Raw genomic sequence first — 19,012 nt, forward strand, 5'->3', positions numbered from 1 at the left:
GCGCCCTTCTCACGGACAACACCACGACCGGCGGCAGGACGCCTTGCCGCCGGTTTTGTCGCACAGCCGCGCCAAAAACCAAATTGCCCCCAAAAGGGAAACCCGGCATATCTTTCAAGCTTGCCCTGATCGCAAGTCGCACTTGCCCGGTCCCGATTGAGGCGCTTACTCTTGCTCGGGATGGTTTTACCCAATGACCTTCGGGCTGCCCCCCCTGTCGGCGCGACCCGCTGGGGTGCGCCACCTCCCCTGCCCGGCCGCCGGGATCGCCCCGCCCGGACGCGCCGCCAAGAGCCCGCGCGCAGAAAAAAGGGGCCCCGAAGCGGCGCCCCCTTTGCAACAGGTCCACTGGCAAGGATCAGTAGCTGTATTCGGCGTAGATCCGCGCCAAATCGCCGTTCCAGTCGCCGTTGTAGCGGTCCAGCAGCTCGTCCGCCGGTGTCTTGCCCGTCTCGATGCTCTCTTTCAGCGCGTTGAGGAAATGGGTCTCGTCCGGGATCAGCCCACCGGCCCCCTGACGCGCCCGCGCCACCAGACCCGCCTCGGAGATCGCCAGCACCTGCCGCGCCAGATCGTGCATCTTGATGCCGCCCACTTCGGCCTGCAGCCCCTCACGACCGGCCCCGATGCGCAGCCCTTCGCGGGTCTCGGCATCCCAGCCCTTGACCAGATCCCAGGCCGCATCAAGGCTGGACGGATCATACATCAGACCGACCCAGAAGGCCGGCAACGCGCACAGACGCCGCCAGGGGCCGCCATCGGCGCCGCGCATTTCCATGTATTTCTTGATCCGCGCCTCGGGAAAGGCGGTGGTCAGGTGATCGGCCCAGTCGCTCAGGGTCGGCGTCTCGCCCGGCAGCGCGGGCAGCTCGCCTTTCAGAAAATCGCGGAAGGATTGCCCCAGCGCATTGATGTACTTGCCATCGCGGTAGACGAAATACATCGGCACATCGAGCGCATAATCCGCGTAACGCTCAAACCCCATGCCGTCCTCGAACACAAAGGGCAGCATGCCGGTGCGCGCATCATCCAGGTTCCGCCAGATATGGCTGCGCCAGGACTTCATGCCGTTGGGCTTGCCCTCGAAGAAAGGCGAATTGGCAAAAAGCGCCGTCGCCACCGGCTGCAACGCCAGCGCCACGCGCAGTTTCTGCACCATATCCGCCTCGGAGGCGAAATCGAGGTTCACCTGCACGGTGCAGGTGCGCCGCATCATCGACCGCCCCATGGTGCCCACCTGCTCCATGTAGTCGTTCATCAGCTTGTAGCGCCCCTTTGGCATCAGCGGCATTTCTTCATGCTGCCAGATCGGCGCCGCGCCCAGACCGATGAAGCCCACGCCGATCTCGTCGGCGATGTCCTTCACCTCGCGCAGGTGGGTGTTCACCTCGTCGCAAGTCTCGTGGATGGTCTCCAGCGGGGCGCCGGAAAGCTCCAGCGCGCCGCCCGGTTCCAGGCTGACGTTGGCCATCCCCTTGGTCAGTCCGATCAGCTTGTCGCCCTCGGTGACCGGGTCCCAGCCGTGCCGGTCGCGCAGACCTTCCAGCACCGCAAGGATCGAGCGTTTTCCCTCAAAGGGCAGCGGCTTCAGGCTGTCCTTGCAGAAGCCGAACTTCTCATGCTCGGTGCCGATCCGCCAGTCATCGCTGGGTTTGCAGCCAGATTCCATGTATTCAGCCAGCTGCGCATGGCTTTCGATCGGTCCGCCGCCGGACTGAGGAATGGACATGGGACAGGCCCCCTTTGGTGGTCGCCGCACATGGGCTGGCGTGGCGTTTCATTCAGTGGGCCGGGGCCCGGATTTCAACTGGTGCGGCGAAACACCGGTGTTGTCAATGCAAGCGGTGGACCGTCTGCGGCTCAGGTGACCGCTGCCATATCACGACCTGGTGCGGGCCTTTGTGATGCAGTTCACTCAGCATGCGTTCCGTTTTCAGACCCGGCAGACTGGCAAAGACATCAAACAGGGCCTCCGCCCCGGTGGCGGTGACCGGGATCGCAAGGGGGGGCTGACCGGGCTGTTCCAGCACCCAATGGGACGGACGCGCCGTATGGTCGAGCCGCAGGCTTTCGATTTCAGAACAGGCCACCGCGCCGCCCGTCAACGGGCCGAAATAGCTGATTTGCCCCTCGGTGACCTGCACCACGCCCGGTCCATCCGATCCGAGGCGGAACCGCATGCGCTGGCCGCCGACCACGCCGAGGATCAACGCAAGCGCAACGCAGGCCCAGCCGGTGACTTCCATAAAGCCGACCCCGGTCAGCCCCCATCGCAGCCCCAGCGCCAACAGCACCAGCGCGCCAAGGATCTCGCGCCAGCGCCAGAGCGCCGCCTGCGCTTCCGGCCGGATAAAGGTCATGTGCATCCCTCCACAGTCTCGGTGCGGATATGCGCAGGCTGTGAAAACAGAACCAGCGCGAAAGTCCCGGCCGGCCGAAAGCCAACCGCGACATAGGCCTTTGCCGCCGCCGCGCTCGCCGCGAAAAGCACCGCCTGCGATACGCCGCGCGCGCGACATTCGGCCATATGCCGACCGACGACGCGGCGCGCGTAGCCCCGGCCGCGCAAGGCGGGCGGCGTATAGACCCCGCCGACCTGCACCGTGTTCTCGAATGTCGTGTTGTAGCCGCACATCGCCACCGGCACACCGTCCACCAGCAGCACACGATGACTATCGCGGGCAATGAACTGGTCGATGTCCTTCGGTCCTTTGATGCGGGCCTTTTCTGGCGACGCCTGCACCGCTTCGATTTCGTAGGCGGTGCGCCATGTGTCCATCAGCGCGCGCGGCGCATCACGGACTGAAATCAGTGCCTCTTCGGCGCGCATCTCTACCTTCAGATCGGCAAGATCCAGCACAAACCCCGGATCATCGCTGTCGAGTTGACAGGGATGATCCCCCAGCCCATTGGCCCCGATAAAGGCCCGCACCTGCAGCGCATCGCCGAGCACGCCATTCACATCGCGGCCAGCCAGCAGTTGCCCTGCCGCCAGCCAATCCCGCGAGGTCGCCGCCGGCCTCTGCATCAAGACAGTGCCAGAGTTGGTTATCCCGAAAATCCCGTCTCCCGACTCGGGCACCCAGAGGGTCAGCCCATTCGGATGATCGGAACCAAGCCCGTGCTGGCTCAGATTTTCCAACAGGAACATCGAACTTTGGATATGGGCATCCAGAAATGGCAGCGCGCGCGCCACATCCGCTTCGGTTGCTGCGCGCCAGACCATTACCAGTCCCCTAGTGTGTGTTGCCAGAGCGTCATCGCAGCCACAGCGGCAGTGTCCGCCCGCAGGATGCGCGGGCCGAGGCTGACCACATGGGTGTGCGGCATCGCGTGCAGACGTTTGCGTTCGGCCGGCGAAAAGCCCCCTTCCGGCCCGATGAGAATCGCCCAGGGGCCTGCCGCCGCGCCGCTGTCAGCGCTGTCCAGAAACAGGCGCTGCCCCACCTCGGCCTCGTCGCAGAACATCAGCTGACGGTCGGCAGGCCAGTGATCCAGCAGCGCCGCGAGCTTCTGCAGCTCTGTCACCTCGGGCACATAGGTGCCGCCGCATTGTTCTGCGGCCTCCACCGCGTGGGCCTGAAGCCGGTCCTGCCGGATCCGTTCGGAATTGGTGAAATCCGTCGCCACCGGCAGGATGCGCGCGGCCCCCATTTCGGCGGCCTTTTCAACAATGAAATCCGTCCGCGCCTTCTTGATCGGGGCAAACAGCAGCCACAGGTCAGGCGGCAATTGCAGCGGCTTTGACTGCGCCACACAGGCCAGCACACCGCCGCGTTTGCCGGCCTCCGCCACCTCGGCCTGCCATTCGCCGTCCCGGCCATTGAACAGCGCCACCGCCGCGCCCACAGCCAGCCGCATCACCCCAAAGAGGTAATGCGCCTGGTCCCGGTCCAGAGGAACCGATTGCCCTGCCCCCAAGGGGTGATCTACATACAGTCTGACTTTAGCACTCATGAGGTCCTACATATGCAAGGCCAGGCGCCAACACCAGATGGGCAAGTCGCAGATGCGGTGAAAGACAATTGGGTCGATATCCATGCCCCGGCCTGGAGCCGCCCCTATCTGCGCCTCAGCCGCGCCGATCGCCCGATCGGAACGTGGCTGTTGCTGCTGCCCTGCTGGTGGGGGCTGGCACTGGCGATGCTGGCCGGGCAGAACCCGCGCTGGGAGGATCTGTGGATCTTTGTCGGTTGCGGGCTTGGCGCCTGGCTGATGCGGGGGGCGGGCTGCACCTGGAACGACATCACCGACCGCCATATTGATGGCAGCGTCGAACGCACCCGGTCGCGGCCGATCCCCTCGGGTCAGGTCACGGTCAAGGGCGCGGTGGCCTGGATGGCGCTGCAATCGCTTTTGGCCTTTGCAATCCTGCTGAGCTTCAACCAGGCGGCAATTGCGATGGGCATTCTGTCGCTGTTTCCGGTGGCGATCTATCCCTTTGCCAAGCGGTTCACCTGGTGGCCACAGATCTTCCTCGGGCTGGCGTTCAACTGGGGCGCGATGCTGGCCTGGGTGGCCCATAGTGGTCGGCTGGAGTGGCCGGCGGTGCTGCTTTATCTGGCCGGGATGGCCTGGACGCTGTTTTATGACACCATCTATGCCCATCAGGACACCGAGGACGATGCGCTGATCGGGGTGAAATCCACCGCCCGCCTGTTCGGCGACAATTCCCCGACCTGGCTGCGACGTTTCATCGTTGCCACCGTCTGCCTGATGGCGCTCGCGATCATCATGGCGGTGCAGCCCGCCGGGTCGATCCTGGCGCTGGCGCTGGCGCTCTGCGCCCCCTGGGCGATGGGCTGGCACATGACCTGGCAGCTGCGGTCCTTTGACGCTGAAAACAACGACAGGCTGCTGGCGCTGTTTCGGCTCAACCGCGACACCGGCTTGATTCCGCTCATTTTCCTCGCGCTGGCACAGTTTGCATAGCTGCGGTCCTGCACTGGATTGATCCAAAGGCGCGAGCCTTGTAAGACAGACGCCTATCAAACGACCGGAATGCCCTGCCTCATGCGTCTCTCCTCGCTTCTGATCCCTTCGCTCACCTTTGCCGGGGCGGCTGGCCTAAGTCTGGTGGTAGCGGGATTTGCAGCGACAGCGGTGGAAGACAATACCGAGATCGTGGTGCGCCGCACCTTGGATCAGGGCGGATTTTCCTGGGCCGAGGTGGTTGCCGACGGGCTGCGGGTGGAGCTGTCAGGCGAGGCCCCGACCGAGGCCCGCCGGTTTGCCGCGATTTCCAGTATCGGCGCGGTGGTGGATGCCTCGCGGATCATTGACCAGATGGAGGTGACCCCGTCCGAGGGGATTGCGCCGCCACGGTTTTCGACAGAAATCCTGCGCAACGACGCCGGTATCTCGATTATCGGCCTGATCCCCACAGCCAGCGATCACGCGGAACTGCTGAACACGCTGGGCAAGATCAAGGGCCGCCCACCCATCGCCGATTTTGTTGAGACTGCCGACTACCCGTTGCCGCCGGATTGGGCCGATTCGATGGCTTATGCGCTAAAGGCGCTGGCGTTGTTGCCGCGCACCAAGATCTCGGTCGAGGCAGGCCAGGTGCGCATCACCGCCATTGCCGACAGCCCCCAGGCCAAGACCAAACTTGAGGCCGAGCTGAACCGGATGGCGCCGCCGACCGTTCACGTGGCGCTGGACATTGCCGCGCCGCGTCCGGTGATCTCGCCCTTTACGCTGCGCTACGTGCTCACCCCCGATGGCGGCCGGTTTGATGCCTGTTCCGCAGAAAGTACCGAAAGCCGCGATCGGATCCTTCAGGCGGCGCAGGCGGCCGGGCTGCGCGTCAAAGGCGATTGCACCATCGGCTTGGGCGTGCCCTCGGCGAATTGGTCGCGCGCCGTCGAAGTCGGCCTGTCGGCGCTGGCAGAGCTGGGACAGGGGTCGATCACCTATTCCAACGGCGATGTCACCCTGGTTGCCGACGAAGGAACAAATCCGACACTGTTCGACCGGGTGGTGGGCGAGCTGGAAAATGCGCTGCCGCAGGTTTTTGTTCTGCATGCCGTTTTGCCGGAGCCGGAAACGCAGGCCTCTGACAGCGCGCCGGAATTCTCCGCCACCCTCAGCCCCGAGGGGCAGGTGCAGTTGCGGGGCCGGTTGAGCGATGACGCGCAGCGCCGGACCGTCGACAGCTACGCCCGGGCCCGGTTTGGCTCTGATGCGGTCTATCTGGCGACCCGCAACGTGCCGGACCTGCCCGGTGTCTGGCCGATCCGCGTGCTGGCGGCGCTGGATGCGCTGGCGCAGCTGGAACGCGGCGCGGTGACGGTGACGCCGGATCTGGTGACGGTGCGCGGCATGAGCCATATCGAAAACGCCAGCGCCGAGGTCGCGCGGATGCTGTCGGACAAGCTGGGTGAGGCCGAAGAATACGAGTTGGACCTTGTTTACGAGGCCCCGCCCGAGCCCGAAGACCAGCTGATGGCGCCCGCCCTCTGCGAGGCTGAACTGGCCGCCATCCAGCGCGCCGACAAGATCGCCTTTGAACCCGGCTCTGCCACTGTGGCGGCGGACAGTGCGCGTGTGATTGACAAGATCGCCAAGCTGCTCGGCCAATGCGGTGAAATCCCGTTGGAAGTTCAGGGCCATACAGATAGCCAGGGCCGGGAAGAGATGAACCAGAACCTGAGTCAGGCGCGGGCGCAGTCGGTGCTGAATGCGCTGCGGGCGCGACGTCTGCTGACCGGCAGCTTCATCGCGCGAGGCTATGGTGAGACCAATCCCATCGCCAGCAACGAGACCGAAGAAGGCCGCGAAGCCAACCGGCGGATTGAGTTCCGCCTGATCGTATCCGAGGCCGACATGGCCGGGGACGATGAAGCCGAAGGCGCGGCACCTGCGGAGACACCCTCTGACGCGGGTGACGCGGACATTGACCAGAGCACGGGCGAAAGCGCTGACGAGAGCGACGGCGACGCTGCCCCGCTGCATGATGATTTTGACGACGAGACGACCGAGACCCCAGAGGAGACAGACGGGCAATGAGCAGAACAGAGTTCATCCTGACCACAGCCATCATCCTCTTTGTCGCCTTTGCGCTGGGGTGGTTTGCCAATTGGCTGCTGCACCGCTTTACCCGCGTGCGCCAGAGCGACGTGGCCGATCTGGACCGCATGAGCCAGGAGTTGCATGAGGCAGAAGAAACCCGCGATCAGGCGATCACCTATCTGCAACAGCGCGAGGCCGAGCTGACCAATCAGCTGAACCAGACCGAAGCAGAGCTGCGCGCCGCCATGGACGGGCTGCGCGAGGCACGCCATGAAGCCGAAGAGCTGCGCATCCAACTGCATGGCGCCGGCTAGCCATTTCACTGGCGGCTGGTGGCCGGAGAGACCGGGGCGCTGCCTCCCTCGGCTGCATGGGGGCGCTGCCCCCTCGGCGCTGTCGCGCCTCTCCCCCGAGGTATTTTCGAAAAGATGAAGGCGATCACCAGCGTGTGAGGGCGGCCTCGTCATCGTCTTTTGCTGCGACCCAGGCCGCGTCCCCCTCGGCGAGGATTTCCTTTTTCCAGAAAGGGGCGCGGGACTTCAGGTAGTCCATCAGATATTCGGCCGCTTCGAAGGCGGCGACGCGATGGCGGGCGGCGGTGGCGACCATCATGATCTGCTCGCCGGTGTGCAGACGGCCAAAGCGGTGGATCACCAGCGCATCGGTCAGGTCCCAGCGCGACAGTGCCTCGGCGGCGATGGAGGTCAGGGCCTTTTCGGTCATGCCCGGGTAATGTTCTATATCCATGGCGGTCATGGTGCCGGTGTCGGCCTCGCGCACCACGCCGGTGAAGGTCACGATGGCGCCTGCGCCCGCCGCGCCCTGCGCAAAGCGTTCGGTTTCTGCTGCCAAGTCGAAAGGCGCGTCCTGAACCACGATACGCATCGGATCAGCCACCGGTCATCGGTGGGAAAAAGGCCACTTCGCGCACGCCAGCAAGGGGCGCGTCAAATTCTGCCAGCTCCTGATCCAGGGCCACCCGCAAGGCGGAGAGATCGGCGAAGGCCGCAGCATAGCGGTCTTCGCGGGCGCTCAGTTCCGCGACCAGTTCGGCCACCGTTACGGCGTCCGTTTCCACCCGTTCCTTTGGCACACCGATGCGTTCGCGGACCCAGGCGAAGTACAAAACATCCATCAGCGTGTCTCCTTCAGGTGCGGCAAGGCCTTTTTCAGATAGTCGACGCCGGTGATCAGCGTCAGTGCGGCCGCGATCCACAGGAGCCACAGACCGATGCGGCCCGACCAGACCATGCCCTCGAAGTAGAAACGCAAGCCCTGCGTGTCCTCGACGGTGCCAGACAGGATCCCCTGCACCATCGCCGGATCCATGCCGAAGCCCCCCATGCCCAGATGATGTTCAAAGATGCCTTGCGAGAAAAGTGTCGCGATGGCGATCATCTGGGCCGTGGTTTTCCATTTTGCGAGTTTGGTGACCTTGAGCGTGCCGGCGGTGTCGCCGAGGTATTCGCGCAGGCCGGAAACAAAGACCTCGCGGAAGAGGATGACCGTGGCGGGCAGAACCAGCCAGGCCGTCCAATGCGAGGTGGCATAGCCCACCAGAATCATCAGGGCGATCACCACCATCGCCTTGTCCGCGATGGGGTCTAGCATGGCGCCGATCTTGGTCTCCTGCTTCCAGCTGCGGGCCAGATAGCCATCGACCCAATCGGTCAGCGCCGCGCTGACAAAGAGGACCAGTGCAAACCAATCCGCATGCGGGCGGGAGAAAAAGAGAAACATGACGGCCAGCGCGGGCGCGGCCAGCAGCCTCAATACGGTGAGGATATTCGGTAAATTCCAGATCATAGCCGCATTCCTACTACCTGTCGCAAGCGGCGGGAAGTCCCAATCCAGTTCCGCCCTGCAATGTGCGGCGTCCCCGGGGCGCCACCGGCGAAGGGCCGCGCAGATCAGCGGTCCTGAAAGAAGTTGTAGATCGTTTCAGCCAGCGCATCGGACACGCCTTCGACCGCGGTCAGGTCGGACAGGTTGGCGCGGCTCACGGCCTTGGCGCTGCCAAAATGGGTCAGGAGCGCCTTTTTGCGGCGGGCCCCGACGCCGGGGATATCGTCGAGCGGGTTGGCCGCCATGGATTTTGCCCGCTTGGCCCGATGGGTGCCGATGGCGAAGCGGTGTGCCTCGTCGCGCATCCGCTGAACGAAATAGAGCACCGGATCATTGCGCTGCAGGGCAAAGGCGTTTTCGCCCGGGCGGTAGAATTCCTCTTTGCCGTGATCGCGGTCGACGCCTTTGGCGACCCCGACCATGGGCACATCCTGCACGCCGTGTTCGGCCATGATCTCTGCCACGGCGGAGACCTGCCCGGCGCCGCCGTCGATCAGCAGCAGATCCGGCCACATGCCTTTGTCGCGGTCCGGGTCCTCTTTCAAAAGACGGGAGAAGCGGCGGTTCAGCACTTCTTTCATCATGCCGAAGTCATCGCCCGGCACCAGGTCTTCGCCCTTGATGTTGAACTTGCGATAGGCGTTTTTCATGAAACCCTCGGGGCCGGCGACGATCATCGCGCCCACCGCATTGGTGCCCTGGATATGCGAGTTGTCATAGACCTCGATCCGGCCGGGTGGACCATCCAGACCAAAGGCCTCCGCCAGCCCACGCAGCAGTTTGGCCTGTGTCGCGCTTTCGGCCATGCGGCGGGCGAGGCTTTCACGGGCGTTGCGGACCGCACTGGCGACCAGTTCAGCCTTTTCGCCGCGCTGGGGCACGATCAAGTCGACCTTGCGATTGGCCTTGTCGCTGAGCGCGGCGGCCATCAGATCGGCGTTTTCCATGTCATCCGACAGGATCAGCTGACGCGGCACATCCTTGTTGTCGTAGAACTGGCCGACGAAGGCCTCCATGACCTCGGCCGGGGACATATCCGCAGAGACCCGAGGATAGAAATCCTGATTGCCCCAGTTCTGGTTGGCGCGGATGAAAAAGACCTGCACACAGGCCTGACCGGCGTCCTGAAACAGGCCGATGACATCCGCCTCGGCGACGCCGCGCGGGTTGATGCCCTGGGCGGACTGCACCTGTGTCAGCGCCTTGATCCGGTCGCGCAGGGCGGCGGCGCGTTCAAACTCCATCGCTTCCGAGGCGGCCATCATCTGTTGGCCCAGCTCTTCCTGGATCCTGGTCGAGCGGCCCGACAGGAACCGTTCGGCGTCGCGCACGCTGTCGGCGTACTCCTCGCGCGAGACCAGGCCAACGCAGGGACCGGAGCAGCGTTTGATCTGATACTGCAGACAGGGACGGGTGCGGCTCTCGAACATCGCATCAGAGCAGTTGCGCAGCAAAAACGCCTTTTGAAGCTGGTTGAGCGTCCGGTTGACCGCCCCGGCACTGGCAAAGGGGCCGAAATAGCTGCCCTTTTCCTTGCGGGCGCCGCGATGCTTTTTGATCTGGGGATAGTCGTGGGATTTGCCGACCAGAATATTGGGAAAGCTTTTGTCATCGCGCAGCAGCACGTTGTACTTGGGCTTCAGCTGCTTGATGAGGTTCTGTTCCAGCAGCAAGGCCTCTGTTTCTGTCCGGGTGGTCAGGAACATCATCGACGCCGTGAGCGAGATCATTTTTTCAATGCGGGGGCTGTGGCCGGGGCGCGCGTAGTTCGACACCCGTGCCCGCAGATTGCGCGCCTTGCCGACGTAGAGAACGCGGCTCTCGGCATCCAGCATCCGGTAGACGCCCGGGGCCGTCTCCAGGGTTTTCAGATAGGCCTGAACGACACTGTAGCCTGTTGGCGGCGCTGCCGGGCGCGACGCGCTGTCGGGCGATTCTGCATTGGGTTGGGTCATAAGCACTGACATATGATTCTGCGCGCCGTGCTGCAATCTTCAGTAGCGGAATTCAAGCCGAGATGAATCCACGGATCCTGTGGATAAACCTTATGATAAGTTTGGGCTTGTTGGGTTTTTCCCTTTAAATGTGGCGACTTCGCTGAATTGACTAATTTTTAAGCAAATACGCAAGGCATTGATTTTATTTATTATTTATCCACACCCCGTTCAAACACTTGAAAGCATTGGTGTTTTTGTAACGTCTAGGTAAACGACCTGTGACGGGTGCATAAGTCTTGGCTGGTTTTCTGCAATTGCATATTGGCGACAGATCTGTCTGTCCGCGGATCGCTTATTCCGGTGTTTGCGTATCTGGCGTCTGCCAGCACAGGTGTTGCCCGCCATCGACGCAGATCAACTGGCCAGTGACCGAGGGCGCCGAGACCAGATAGCGCAGGGCTGATGTGATGTCCTGCACCTCCGCCCCGCCCTGCAGCAGCGTTGCGGCCCGCTGGCTGGCAAAGTCCTGGGCCGACTGACGCGGGCCTTGCAACGTCGGGCCGGGACCAATGGCATTCACCCGGATCTGAGGGGCCAGCGCCTGCGCCGCCGTTTGCGTCAGGGTCCACAGCGCCGATTTCGCCAGCGTATAGCTCATGAATTGCGGCGTCAGTTTACGCACCCTCTGATCGATCATGTTGATCGCAACGGCGCGGCACGGCGGATCGCTGTCCTCACCGCCCGGTTGGGGCCAGTCCTGCCCGGCGAGCGCTTGCAGCAACAGGAAGGGCGCGCGCAGGTTGCTTTGCATATGGCGGTCCCAACTGTCACGGCTTGCGGTGGCCAGCTCGTCCGGTTCAAAGATGGAAGCATTGTTGACCAGACAGGTGATCGCCCCCCCCAGAGCCTGCGCCGCGCGGGGCAACAGGGCGCTGGTTTGCGTATCCTGCAACAGATCCGCCTGCAGAACGACCGCTTGCCGCCCCATCGCCGTAATCAGCCGCGCCGTATCGGTGGCAGCGTCTTGCGAATGGGCATAGTGGACGGCAACATCATAGCCATCCTCGGCCAGAGCCAGCGCCATAGCGCGTCCAAGGCGTTTGCCTGCCCCGGTTACCAATGCCCGCATCTGCTGCCTCCTGCCGGTGATGATCCCTGTCTGTCAGGTTTAGAGCAGCACCCAGACGTAAGCCACATAAACCGCCGTCAGCAGGATCCCCCAGACACGATTGATGTCCTGACGAAAGAACACGAACGGAATGATCAACAGAGACGAGGCCAGCATCACCCAGAGGTCAAAGCGCAGGAACTCTGGATCGACCGAAATCGGCCCGATGAAAGTGGCAAGCCCGATGATGGCCAGCAGGTTGAACATGTTGGAGCCGATCACGTTGCCCAGCGCCACATCCGCCTGACGACGCAGCGCCGCCATCAGGGTGGTCGCCAGTTCCGGCAGCGAGGTTCCGACCGCCACCAGCGTCAGGCCGATCACGGTTTCGCTCAACCCATACAACCGGGCGATGATGGTGGCGTTGTCCACCAGCAGCTCGGCCCCCAGCGGCAGGCCGATCAGACCCAGAACCAGATAAAGCCCGATGCGCCACCAGGGCATATCCGGGTCCGCCTCTTCGATCTCTTCCAGCTCGTTCGCTTCTCCGGCGGCGCGATGGGCGCGTGTTTCGCGAAAGGCGACGAAGAGAATAGCGAAGAGGACCGCCAGCATCACCGCCCCGGACACCCAGGTGAAGGTGCCGACGAAGGCCAGCGCGATGAACAGCACCGACGCGCCGATCATAAAGACATAGTTCTTGCGCGTGTCGCATTCGCTGGTGTGCAGGGTGCGCAGGATCGCGGGAATACCCAGGACCAGAAGGATATTGGCGGTGTTCGATCCCACCACATTGCCAAGGGCGATCCCGTCGGCATTCTCATGCACCGCTTGCACCGCGATCAGAAGTTCCGGTGCAGAGGTCCCGAAGGCGACGATGGTCAGGCTGACGATCAGCGCCGGGATCCCGACCCGAAGCGACAGGTTCACCGCCCCGCGCACCAGCGCATCACCCGCGAGCAGCAGGATCACCAGGCCTAGAGCCGAAAACAGCCAGGGCATCATGATTTGGGACCTCCTCGTCCACATGTACAAGGCCCCTTGCCGATCCTGAACCGACCACAGGATGAGCAACGCGCCGAATTCAACTTCTTTTGTCCCGGAAACCGCAGGCGTCCGAACATCGCAAGGACGGCCATGCCAGCCAGAAACAGGGCAACGATCTTGAAAATCACGTCAGAGGCCAAAACGTGCAAACTGGGCACGCTCCTCCACCGCCGCCAGCGCGTCCTCGGCTACTGACAGGCCGATCCGGCTGAGGAACGGTTTCTTGGCGTCATAGCGGCGCAGGCGCAGTTTCCTGCCAAAGCGCGCCTCCAGCACCGGTTTCAGGTGGCCGATCCCGTCGATCAGCCCCAGCGCTTCGGCCCGCCGGGCCAGCCAGACTTCGCCGGTGAACAGGCTGGCATCATCGGCAAGTTTCGCACCGCGCCGGTCGGTGACATGATCGATGAAATTGGCGTGGATGTCGTTCAGCAGGACCTTGAGCCGCGCCACGTCCTCTTCCTTTTCCGGGCGGAAAGGGTCGAGCATGCTCTTGCTCTCGCCTGCGGTATGGACGCGACGTTCCACCCCCTGACGGGCGAGGAACACATGCGCGCCAAAGCCCGCCGAAACCACCCCGATCGAGCCGACAACCGAGCTGGCGTCGGCAAAAATTTCATCCGCGGCAGAGGCCAGCCAATAGCCGCCCGAGGCTGCCACATCCTCGACAAAGGCCAGAACCGGGACGTTGTGTTCCTCGGCCAGACGACGAATGCGGGCGCCGATCAGGGCGCTTTGCACCGGGCTGCCACCGGGAGAGTTGATCTCCAGCGCAACCGCAGAGGGTTTTCCCTTCTTAAAGGCCCGCTCCAGCACCGGAGCGAGCGAGGCGTCGTTCAGGCTGCCGCGGCCAGACATGCCGATAGCACCGGCGAGGCGAACCACCGCCACAGTGGGCGGACGTTTCAGGAAAGGGATGCGCAAACTCATGGCGCCGATGTAGAATGCCCACCCTCTGGAAACAAGATGCAGCTCCGGAGGAATTATCGCCCGGCCCCGTTTCAGTCCCCTGCGCGGGTATATATGCAACGTATTCCGACGGGGATCACGGCGCGCGACCGGGGTGGCAGCCCTGCCCCTGGCCAGCGACCAGCAGCAAACAGCAAGGCTGGACGCAACCGCGCCGCGTCCCCATCAGGGGGCGCGGCGCCATGCCCAACCGGACCGGGACGGGCCGTCAGGCCCGTCTCAGGCTGGGCGGGAGCCCCACCCGGTTCCTGTCACGCCCGCAGCCGCCAGCCGGTTTTGAAGATCCAGCCGATTGCCACAAGACACAGGCCGGTGAAGGCGGCAATCGCCAGCAGGCTCAGCCCGATCGGCACATCCGCCACCCCGAAAAAGGACCAGCGGAACCCCGAAATCAGGTAGACGACAGGATTGAACAGCGTGATGGTTTGCCACACAGGCGGCAGCATGGAGATCGAATAGAACGATCCCCCAAGAAAGATCAGCGGCGTCACGATCAGCAGCGGCACCAGTTGCAATTGTTCGAAATTCTTCGCCCAGATCCCGATGATGAACCCCAGCAAAGCAAAGCTGACACAGGTCAGCACCAGGAACAGGATCATCGCAAAGGGATGCTGGATCGTCAGATCCACAAAGAGATGCGCCGTGATCAGGATCACCACCCCGATAAACAGGGCCTTGGTCGCCGCCGCGCCGACATAGCCCAGCACGATTTCAAGAAAGTTGACCGGCGCGGACAACAGCTCGTAGATCGTCCCGATGAATTTCGGAAAGTAGATCCCGAAGGACGCATTCGAAATGCCCTGCGTGATGACGCTCAGCATGATCAGGCCCGGCACGATAAACGCCCCATAGGACACCCCTTCGACCTGTTCGATCCGGCTGCCGATGGCAGCGCCAAAGACCACGAAATAAAGCGAGGTCGACAACACCGGCGAGATGAAGCTTTGCGCCAAAGTGCGGAAAAACCGGGCCATCTCGAAGCGATAGATCGCGGCAACTGCTGTCCAGTTCATGATGGTTCTCCCTTCACCAGGTCGACAAAGATATCTTCAAGGCTCGATTGCCGCGTCGAGACATCCGACAGGACCAGCCCAGCCGCCGCCACATCGTTCAACAGCGTGGTGATGCCGGTGCGCTCCGCCTTGACGTCGTAGGTATAGATCAGCGACCGCCCCTGCGGACCAATGCGCAGCCCATGCGCCGCCAGGGATGCAGGCACATCAGAGATCGGCTCCGTCAACATGACCTCCAGCTCCTTCTTGCCCATCCGGGCCATCAGATCGGATTTCTCTTCCACCAGCAGGATTTCCCCCTTGGCGATCACCCCGACCCGGTCGGCCATCGCTTCGGCTTCTTCGATGTAATGGGTGGTCAGAATGATGGTGACGCCGCTTTGACGCAATTCGCGCACCACGTCCCACATGTCCTTGCGCAGCTCGACATCGACACCCGCGCTTGGTTCATCGAGGAACAGAACCCGAGGTTCATGGCTCAATGCCTTGGCAATCAGCACCCGGCGCTTCATGCCGCCGGAGAGTTCCTTGACCTGGCTGTTACGCTTGTCCCAGAGCGAAAGCTTCGTCAGGATGTCCTGCAACAGCGCATCGTTCCTGGGTTTGCCGAACAGGCCACGGGAAAACCGTACAGTGTTCCAGACCGTCTCAAACGGTTCCAGGTTAATCTCTTGCGGCACCAGACCGATCATCTCGCGCGCCGCGCGAAACTCCTGCTGGATGCAATGACCTGCGACTTTGACGGATCCCGAGGTGGCGGTCGTGATCCCACAGACCGTCGAGATCAAGGTCGTTTTGCCGGCCCCGTTGGGCCCGAGCAGCGCCAGGATTTCGCCTTCCTCGATATCGAGGCTCACGCCTTTCAGCGCTTCGAACCCGCCGGCGTAGGATTTTCGCAGATCCGTGATGGACAGAATGGTGCTCATGAGGCCTCCGGTTCTGATCTTTGTTGATCTTGGCATCAGTGAACCGGACGGTTCACGAACCTGAAACGAGGTAACAATCCCGTGAGAGCCGGACCACCCCCATGGCCGCGCAAGCGAATGTGCACCTGCGCAGCCTTGAATTCACGCCCCGGCGTCCCCGCATCACTGTCTTCGGTTCAGGATCCGCCAGTGATCTTTTTCAGCCAGCCCTTTTTCTCGCCTGCATCAGCAGGCCCGGCGGTCTCCGCTTCGGGGTCGGCGGCGGCGGCGGGTGCCAGCGTTGTCTGCAGGTTGGTAAAGAACTGATCCGCCATTTTTTTGGCGAAGCCATCGATGATACGACTGCCAAGCTGGGCCAGCTTGCCGCCGACCTTGGCATCGACATCATAGGACAACAAGGTCCCGGTCTCGCTCGGTGCCAGGGTCACAACCGCGCCGCCCTTGGCAAATCCTGCCGCCCCGCCCTTGCCCTCGCCGGAAATCGTCAGTTTTTCATTCTCGATCAGATCCGAAAGGGTCACCTTGCCGGTAAAGGTCGCTTTGACCGGGCCGACCTTCTGCGTCACCTTCGCCTCGAACCCCTCGCTGGGCGAACCGGAGACCTCTTGCGCGCCTGGAACACAGGTCTTCAGGACATCCGGGTTCAGCAGCGCTGCGTAAACAGTTGCAGGATCGGCGGCGATCTCTTTTTGGTCACTCATCTGCATGGCGTCTCTCCCTGTCCAGTGTTGCAGTGCCCCATAGGTCTAGCGGTTCCCATCGGCGCTGCCAACGGGCCAGACCGCTGCGACGGACAGATCGCTGCGATTGCCGAAGACCCAAAGATCGGGGCATGGTGGGGCCCGGAGGACTTGCGCGCAACAGGAGGCCCGCGTCATGCTGGAAGGAATTCGCATCATCGAGGTCGAGGCGCTTGGGCCTGCGCCCTTTGCTGCCATGATGCTGGCGGATCTCGGGGCCGAGGTGATCTGCATCCATCGCAAGGGCGGCGCAGGGACCCCCGGCATGCCGGATCGCTCGCTCCTTGACCGGGGCAAGAAATCCATCGCGCTGGACCTGAAGACCCCGGAGGACCAGCGCACCGCCCGCGCGTTGATTGCCTCAGCCGATGGGCTGATAGAGGGGTTCCGCCCCGGTGTGATGGAGCGGCTGACCCTCGGGCCGGAGGATATGTGCGCGCTCAACCCAGGTCTGGTCTATGGACGGATGACGGGCTGGGGACAGAAAAGCCCATTGGCGCAGGTGGCCGGGCACGATCTGAATTACATTTCGCTCTCAGGCGCCCTCTGGTCGGCCTCTGCACCACAGGATGTGCCCCTGACGCCGCCGACATTGGTTGGCGATATCGGGGGCGGCGCGCTCTACCTTGTCGCCGGGATGCTGGCCGGGCTCCTGCGCGCCGCACGGACCGGTGTGGGCACCGTGGTCGATGCAGCGATCTATGATGGCTCGGCGCATATGATGGCGCTTTTGATGGCCATACGACAGGCCGGAGGGTTTGGCGACCAGCGCGGCCGCAATCTGCTGGATGGCCCGCATTGGAGCCGCAGCTATGCCTGCAAGGGCGGCGGCCATGTCTCCGTTCAATGTCTGGAGCCGAAGTTCTACCTGCAGTTTCTGGACAAGATGGGTCTGTCTGAGGATCCCGATTTCGCCCGGCAATTCGACAAGACACTCTGGCCCGAGCTGACGGCCCGCCTGGCAGGTCAGTTTTGCACCCAGACCCGCGATCACTGGGCGGCGTTGTTTGACGGTTCCGATGCCTGTGTCGCGCCCGTGCTCTCCCCCACCGAGGCTGCCTTGCACCCGATGAACAGCCGCGAAACCTGGGTCGACATCGACGGAGACCTGCAACCGGCGCCCGCGCCGCGTTTTGACGCCATCGGCAAACGCCCCGGCCCAATTCCGATGCGGGACCAACACCGTGACGAAATCCTGCAGGATCTTGCGGTGCGGCACGCTGCCTCGGTTACCTGACCAACCTCAGGCGATGAGCTGACAGCGGTGCGCCCCTGAGGGGCCTTGCCCCTCAGGCAAACGAACCTGAGCCCGGGCCAGCGGCCCGGGCTCCGCTGAATTCCCCGTGCCGCTAATGTCCTGCGCCTTCGCGCACCGTGTCGATCATCAGCTGCACGTTATCGGGGTTCGCATCCGGTGTGATGCCGTGGCCAAGGTTGAAGATATGCGGGCCCTTGGAGAATGCATTGACGATGCGGCGGGTATCGCGCACCAGATCCTCGCCGCCTGTCACCATATGCCGCGAGGCCAGATTGCCCTGCACACAGCCATCGACCTGCACATGGGCCGCCGCCCAGTCCGGATCGACCGAATTGTCCAGCGCCACACAGTCCACGCCCGTGGCCTTATGGAACCCGATGTATTTCTCGCCGGCCTCGCGCGGAAAACCGATGATCGGCACCCCGGGATGGCGCGCCTTGAGCGCGGCGGTGATCGCGCGCGCGGGCTCCAGCGCATAGGCTTCAAAAGCGGCGCCCTTCAGCGAGCCCGCCCAGCTGTCAAAAATCTTCACCACCTCGGCCCCCGCCTCGATCTGGGCAGAGAGATAGGTGATCGTCGCTTCGGTGATGCGCGCCAGCAGCGCCTCGAACAGGGCCGTGTTCTCCTGCATCAGCGCATGAGCCGGACCCTGGTCCGGCGTGCCGCGTCCCGCAATCATATAGGTCGCCACAGTCCAGGGCGCCCCGGCAAAGCCGATCAGCGTCGTCTCCTGCGGCAACTCCCGCGACAGGATGCGCACGGTTTCATAAATCGGGTTCAGCGTCTCATGCACGTCGCTGGCAGGTCCCAGCTTGGCAAAATCCGCCTCGGAGGTGATGGTGGACAGGCGCGGCCCCTCGCCGGTGACGAACCACAGATCCGCCCCCAGCGCCTGGGGCACCAACAGGATATCGGCAAACAGGATCGCAGCGTCGAACCCATAGCGGCGGATCGGCTGCAGGGTCACCTCGGCGGCCAGCTCCGGATTGTAACACAGGCTGAGGAAATCTCCGGCCTGCGCCCGCGTCGCGCGATACTCCGGCAGATAGCGTCCCGCCTGGCGCATCATCCAGATCGGCGGCACATCCTGCGTTTCCCCCGCGAGTGCGCGCAGGATCTTCTTCTGTTGGCCCATGCTCAGCCCCTTTCTTCTGCTGC

19 protein-coding genes are annotated in these 19,012 nt (G+C 63.2%); 4 read left to right on the plus strand and 15 right to left on the minus strand.

Annotated elements, in window-relative coordinates; translation table 11 throughout:
- Positions 1-358: 358 nt before the first annotated feature.
- The 4 genes from TRIHO_RS17310 to TRIHO_RS17325 form a co-directional block, all read right to left on the minus strand.
- On the minus strand, positions 359-1,729 hold the full coding sequence (locus TRIHO_RS17310; RefSeq protein WP_068246576.1) for a glutamate--cysteine ligase: 1,371 nt from the start codon (positions 1,727-1,729) through the stop codon (positions 359-361).
- 103 nt (positions 1,730-1,832) lie between these two features.
- On the minus strand, positions 1,833-2,360 hold the full coding sequence (locus TRIHO_RS17315) for a hypothetical protein (RefSeq protein WP_068246579.1): 528 nt from the start codon (positions 2,358-2,360) through the stop codon (positions 1,833-1,835).
- Complete coding sequence (locus TRIHO_RS17320; protein ID WP_068246582.1) at positions 2,357-3,226, minus strand: GNAT family N-acetyltransferase; 870 nt, start codon at positions 3,224-3,226, stop codon at positions 2,357-2,359. The genes TRIHO_RS17315 and TRIHO_RS17320 overlap by 4 nt, the downstream gene beginning before the upstream one ends.
- On the minus strand, positions 3,226-3,957 hold the full coding sequence (locus tag TRIHO_RS17325; protein ID WP_068246586.1) for a 16S rRNA (uracil(1498)-N(3))-methyltransferase: 732 nt from the start codon (positions 3,955-3,957) through the stop codon (positions 3,226-3,228). Before TRIHO_RS17325 ends, TRIHO_RS17320 begins: the two co-directional genes overlap by 1 nt.
- Before the next feature lie 12 nt (positions 3,958-3,969).
- Between TRIHO_RS17325 and ubiA the strand changes: the two genes are divergently transcribed.
- The 3 genes from ubiA (at position 3,970) to TRIHO_RS17340 (ending at position 7,328) form a co-directional block, all read left to right on the plus strand.
- Entirely contained in the window at positions 3,970-4,932 is a 963-nt protein-coding gene (gene ubiA / locus TRIHO_RS17330) for a 4-hydroxybenzoate octaprenyltransferase (RefSeq protein ID WP_068246589.1), read from the plus strand.
- 81 nt (positions 4,933-5,013) lie between these two features.
- Positions 5,014-7,011 carry an OmpA family protein gene (locus TRIHO_RS17335; protein WP_082705183.1) on the plus strand — a complete coding sequence of 666 codons (1,998 nt, stop codon included), beginning with the start codon at positions 5,014-5,016 and terminating at the stop codon, positions 7,009-7,011.
- Entirely contained in the window at positions 7,008-7,328 is a 321-nt protein-coding gene (locus tag TRIHO_RS17340) for a hypothetical protein (protein WP_068246592.1), read from the plus strand. The genes TRIHO_RS17335 and TRIHO_RS17340 overlap by 4 nt, the downstream gene beginning before the upstream one ends.
- Before the next feature lie 124 nt (positions 7,329-7,452).
- Here TRIHO_RS17340 and TRIHO_RS17345 read toward each other — a convergent pair whose 3' ends face one another.
- From TRIHO_RS17345 to TRIHO_RS17390, 10 genes are all read right to left on the minus strand, one after another.
- Positions 7,453-7,899: a molybdenum cofactor biosynthesis protein MoaE gene (locus TRIHO_RS17345; protein ID WP_068246595.1), complete on the minus strand. Its 447-nt coding sequence runs from the start codon at positions 7,897-7,899 to the stop codon at positions 7,453-7,455.
- 4 nt (positions 7,900-7,903) lie between these two features.
- Positions 7,904-8,149: a molybdopterin converting factor subunit 1 gene (moaD, locus tag TRIHO_RS17350; protein ID WP_068246597.1), complete on the minus strand. Its 246-nt coding sequence runs from the start codon at positions 8,147-8,149 to the stop codon at positions 7,904-7,906.
- A complete protein-coding gene (gene pgsA / locus TRIHO_RS17355; protein WP_068246600.1) occupies positions 8,149-8,820 on the minus strand; it encodes a CDP-diacylglycerol--glycerol-3-phosphate 3-phosphatidyltransferase in 672 nt (223 codons plus the stop codon). Before pgsA ends, moaD begins: the two co-directional genes overlap by 1 nt.
- A gap of 104 nt (positions 8,821-8,924) precedes the next feature.
- On the minus strand, positions 8,925-10,814 hold the full coding sequence (gene uvrC, locus TRIHO_RS17360) for an excinuclease ABC subunit UvrC (protein WP_068246603.1): 1,890 nt from the start codon (positions 10,812-10,814) through the stop codon (positions 8,925-8,927).
- A 334-nt stretch (positions 10,815-11,148) separates the two neighbouring features.
- Positions 11,149-11,925: an SDR family oxidoreductase gene (locus TRIHO_RS17365; RefSeq protein ID WP_068246605.1), complete on the minus strand. Its 777-nt coding sequence runs from the start codon at positions 11,923-11,925 to the stop codon at positions 11,149-11,151.
- 39 nt (positions 11,926-11,964) lie between these two features.
- Positions 11,965-12,909: a calcium/sodium antiporter gene (locus tag TRIHO_RS17370; protein ID WP_068246608.1), complete on the minus strand. Its 945-nt coding sequence runs from the start codon at positions 12,907-12,909 to the stop codon at positions 11,965-11,967.
- A gap of 171 nt (positions 12,910-13,080) precedes the next feature.
- Positions 13,081-13,878: a S49 family peptidase gene (locus TRIHO_RS17375; protein ID WP_068246611.1), complete on the minus strand. Its 798-nt coding sequence runs from the start codon at positions 13,876-13,878 to the stop codon at positions 13,081-13,083.
- Between the two features lie 290 nt (positions 13,879-14,168).
- On the minus strand, positions 14,169-14,930 hold the full coding sequence (locus TRIHO_RS17380; RefSeq protein WP_068246614.1) for an ABC transporter permease: 762 nt from the start codon (positions 14,928-14,930) through the stop codon (positions 14,169-14,171).
- Complete coding sequence (locus TRIHO_RS17385; protein ID WP_068246617.1) at positions 14,927-15,856, minus strand: ABC transporter ATP-binding protein; 930 nt, start codon at positions 15,854-15,856, stop codon at positions 14,927-14,929. The genes TRIHO_RS17380 and TRIHO_RS17385 overlap by 4 nt, the downstream gene beginning before the upstream one ends.
- A gap of 176 nt (positions 15,857-16,032) precedes the next feature.
- The gene (locus TRIHO_RS17390) at positions 16,033-16,563 is read right to left on the minus strand and encodes a CoxG family protein (protein WP_068246620.1); all 531 of its coding nucleotides are present in this window, start codon (positions 16,561-16,563) and stop codon (positions 16,033-16,035) included.
- Positions 16,564-16,732: 169 nt separating this feature from the next.
- On the opposite strand from TRIHO_RS17390, the gene TRIHO_RS17395 reads away from it, so the two are divergent.
- Positions 16,733-17,833: a CaiB/BaiF CoA transferase family protein gene (locus TRIHO_RS17395; RefSeq protein ID WP_068246622.1), complete on the plus strand. Its 1,101-nt coding sequence runs from the start codon at positions 16,733-16,735 to the stop codon at positions 17,831-17,833.
- Between the two features lie 112 nt (positions 17,834-17,945).
- Here TRIHO_RS17395 and hemE read toward each other — a convergent pair whose 3' ends face one another.
- Complete coding sequence (gene hemE, locus TRIHO_RS17400) at positions 17,946-18,989, minus strand: uroporphyrinogen decarboxylase (protein ID WP_068246624.1); 1,044 nt, start codon at positions 18,987-18,989, stop codon at positions 17,946-17,948.
- Between the last annotated feature and the right edge of the window lie 23 nt (positions 18,990-19,012).

Origin of the sequence: Tritonibacter horizontis (genome assembly GCF_001518015.1) — a bacterium.
Taxonomy (GTDB): domain Bacteria; phylum Pseudomonadota; class Alphaproteobacteria; order Rhodobacterales; family Rhodobacteraceae; genus Epibacterium; species Epibacterium horizontis.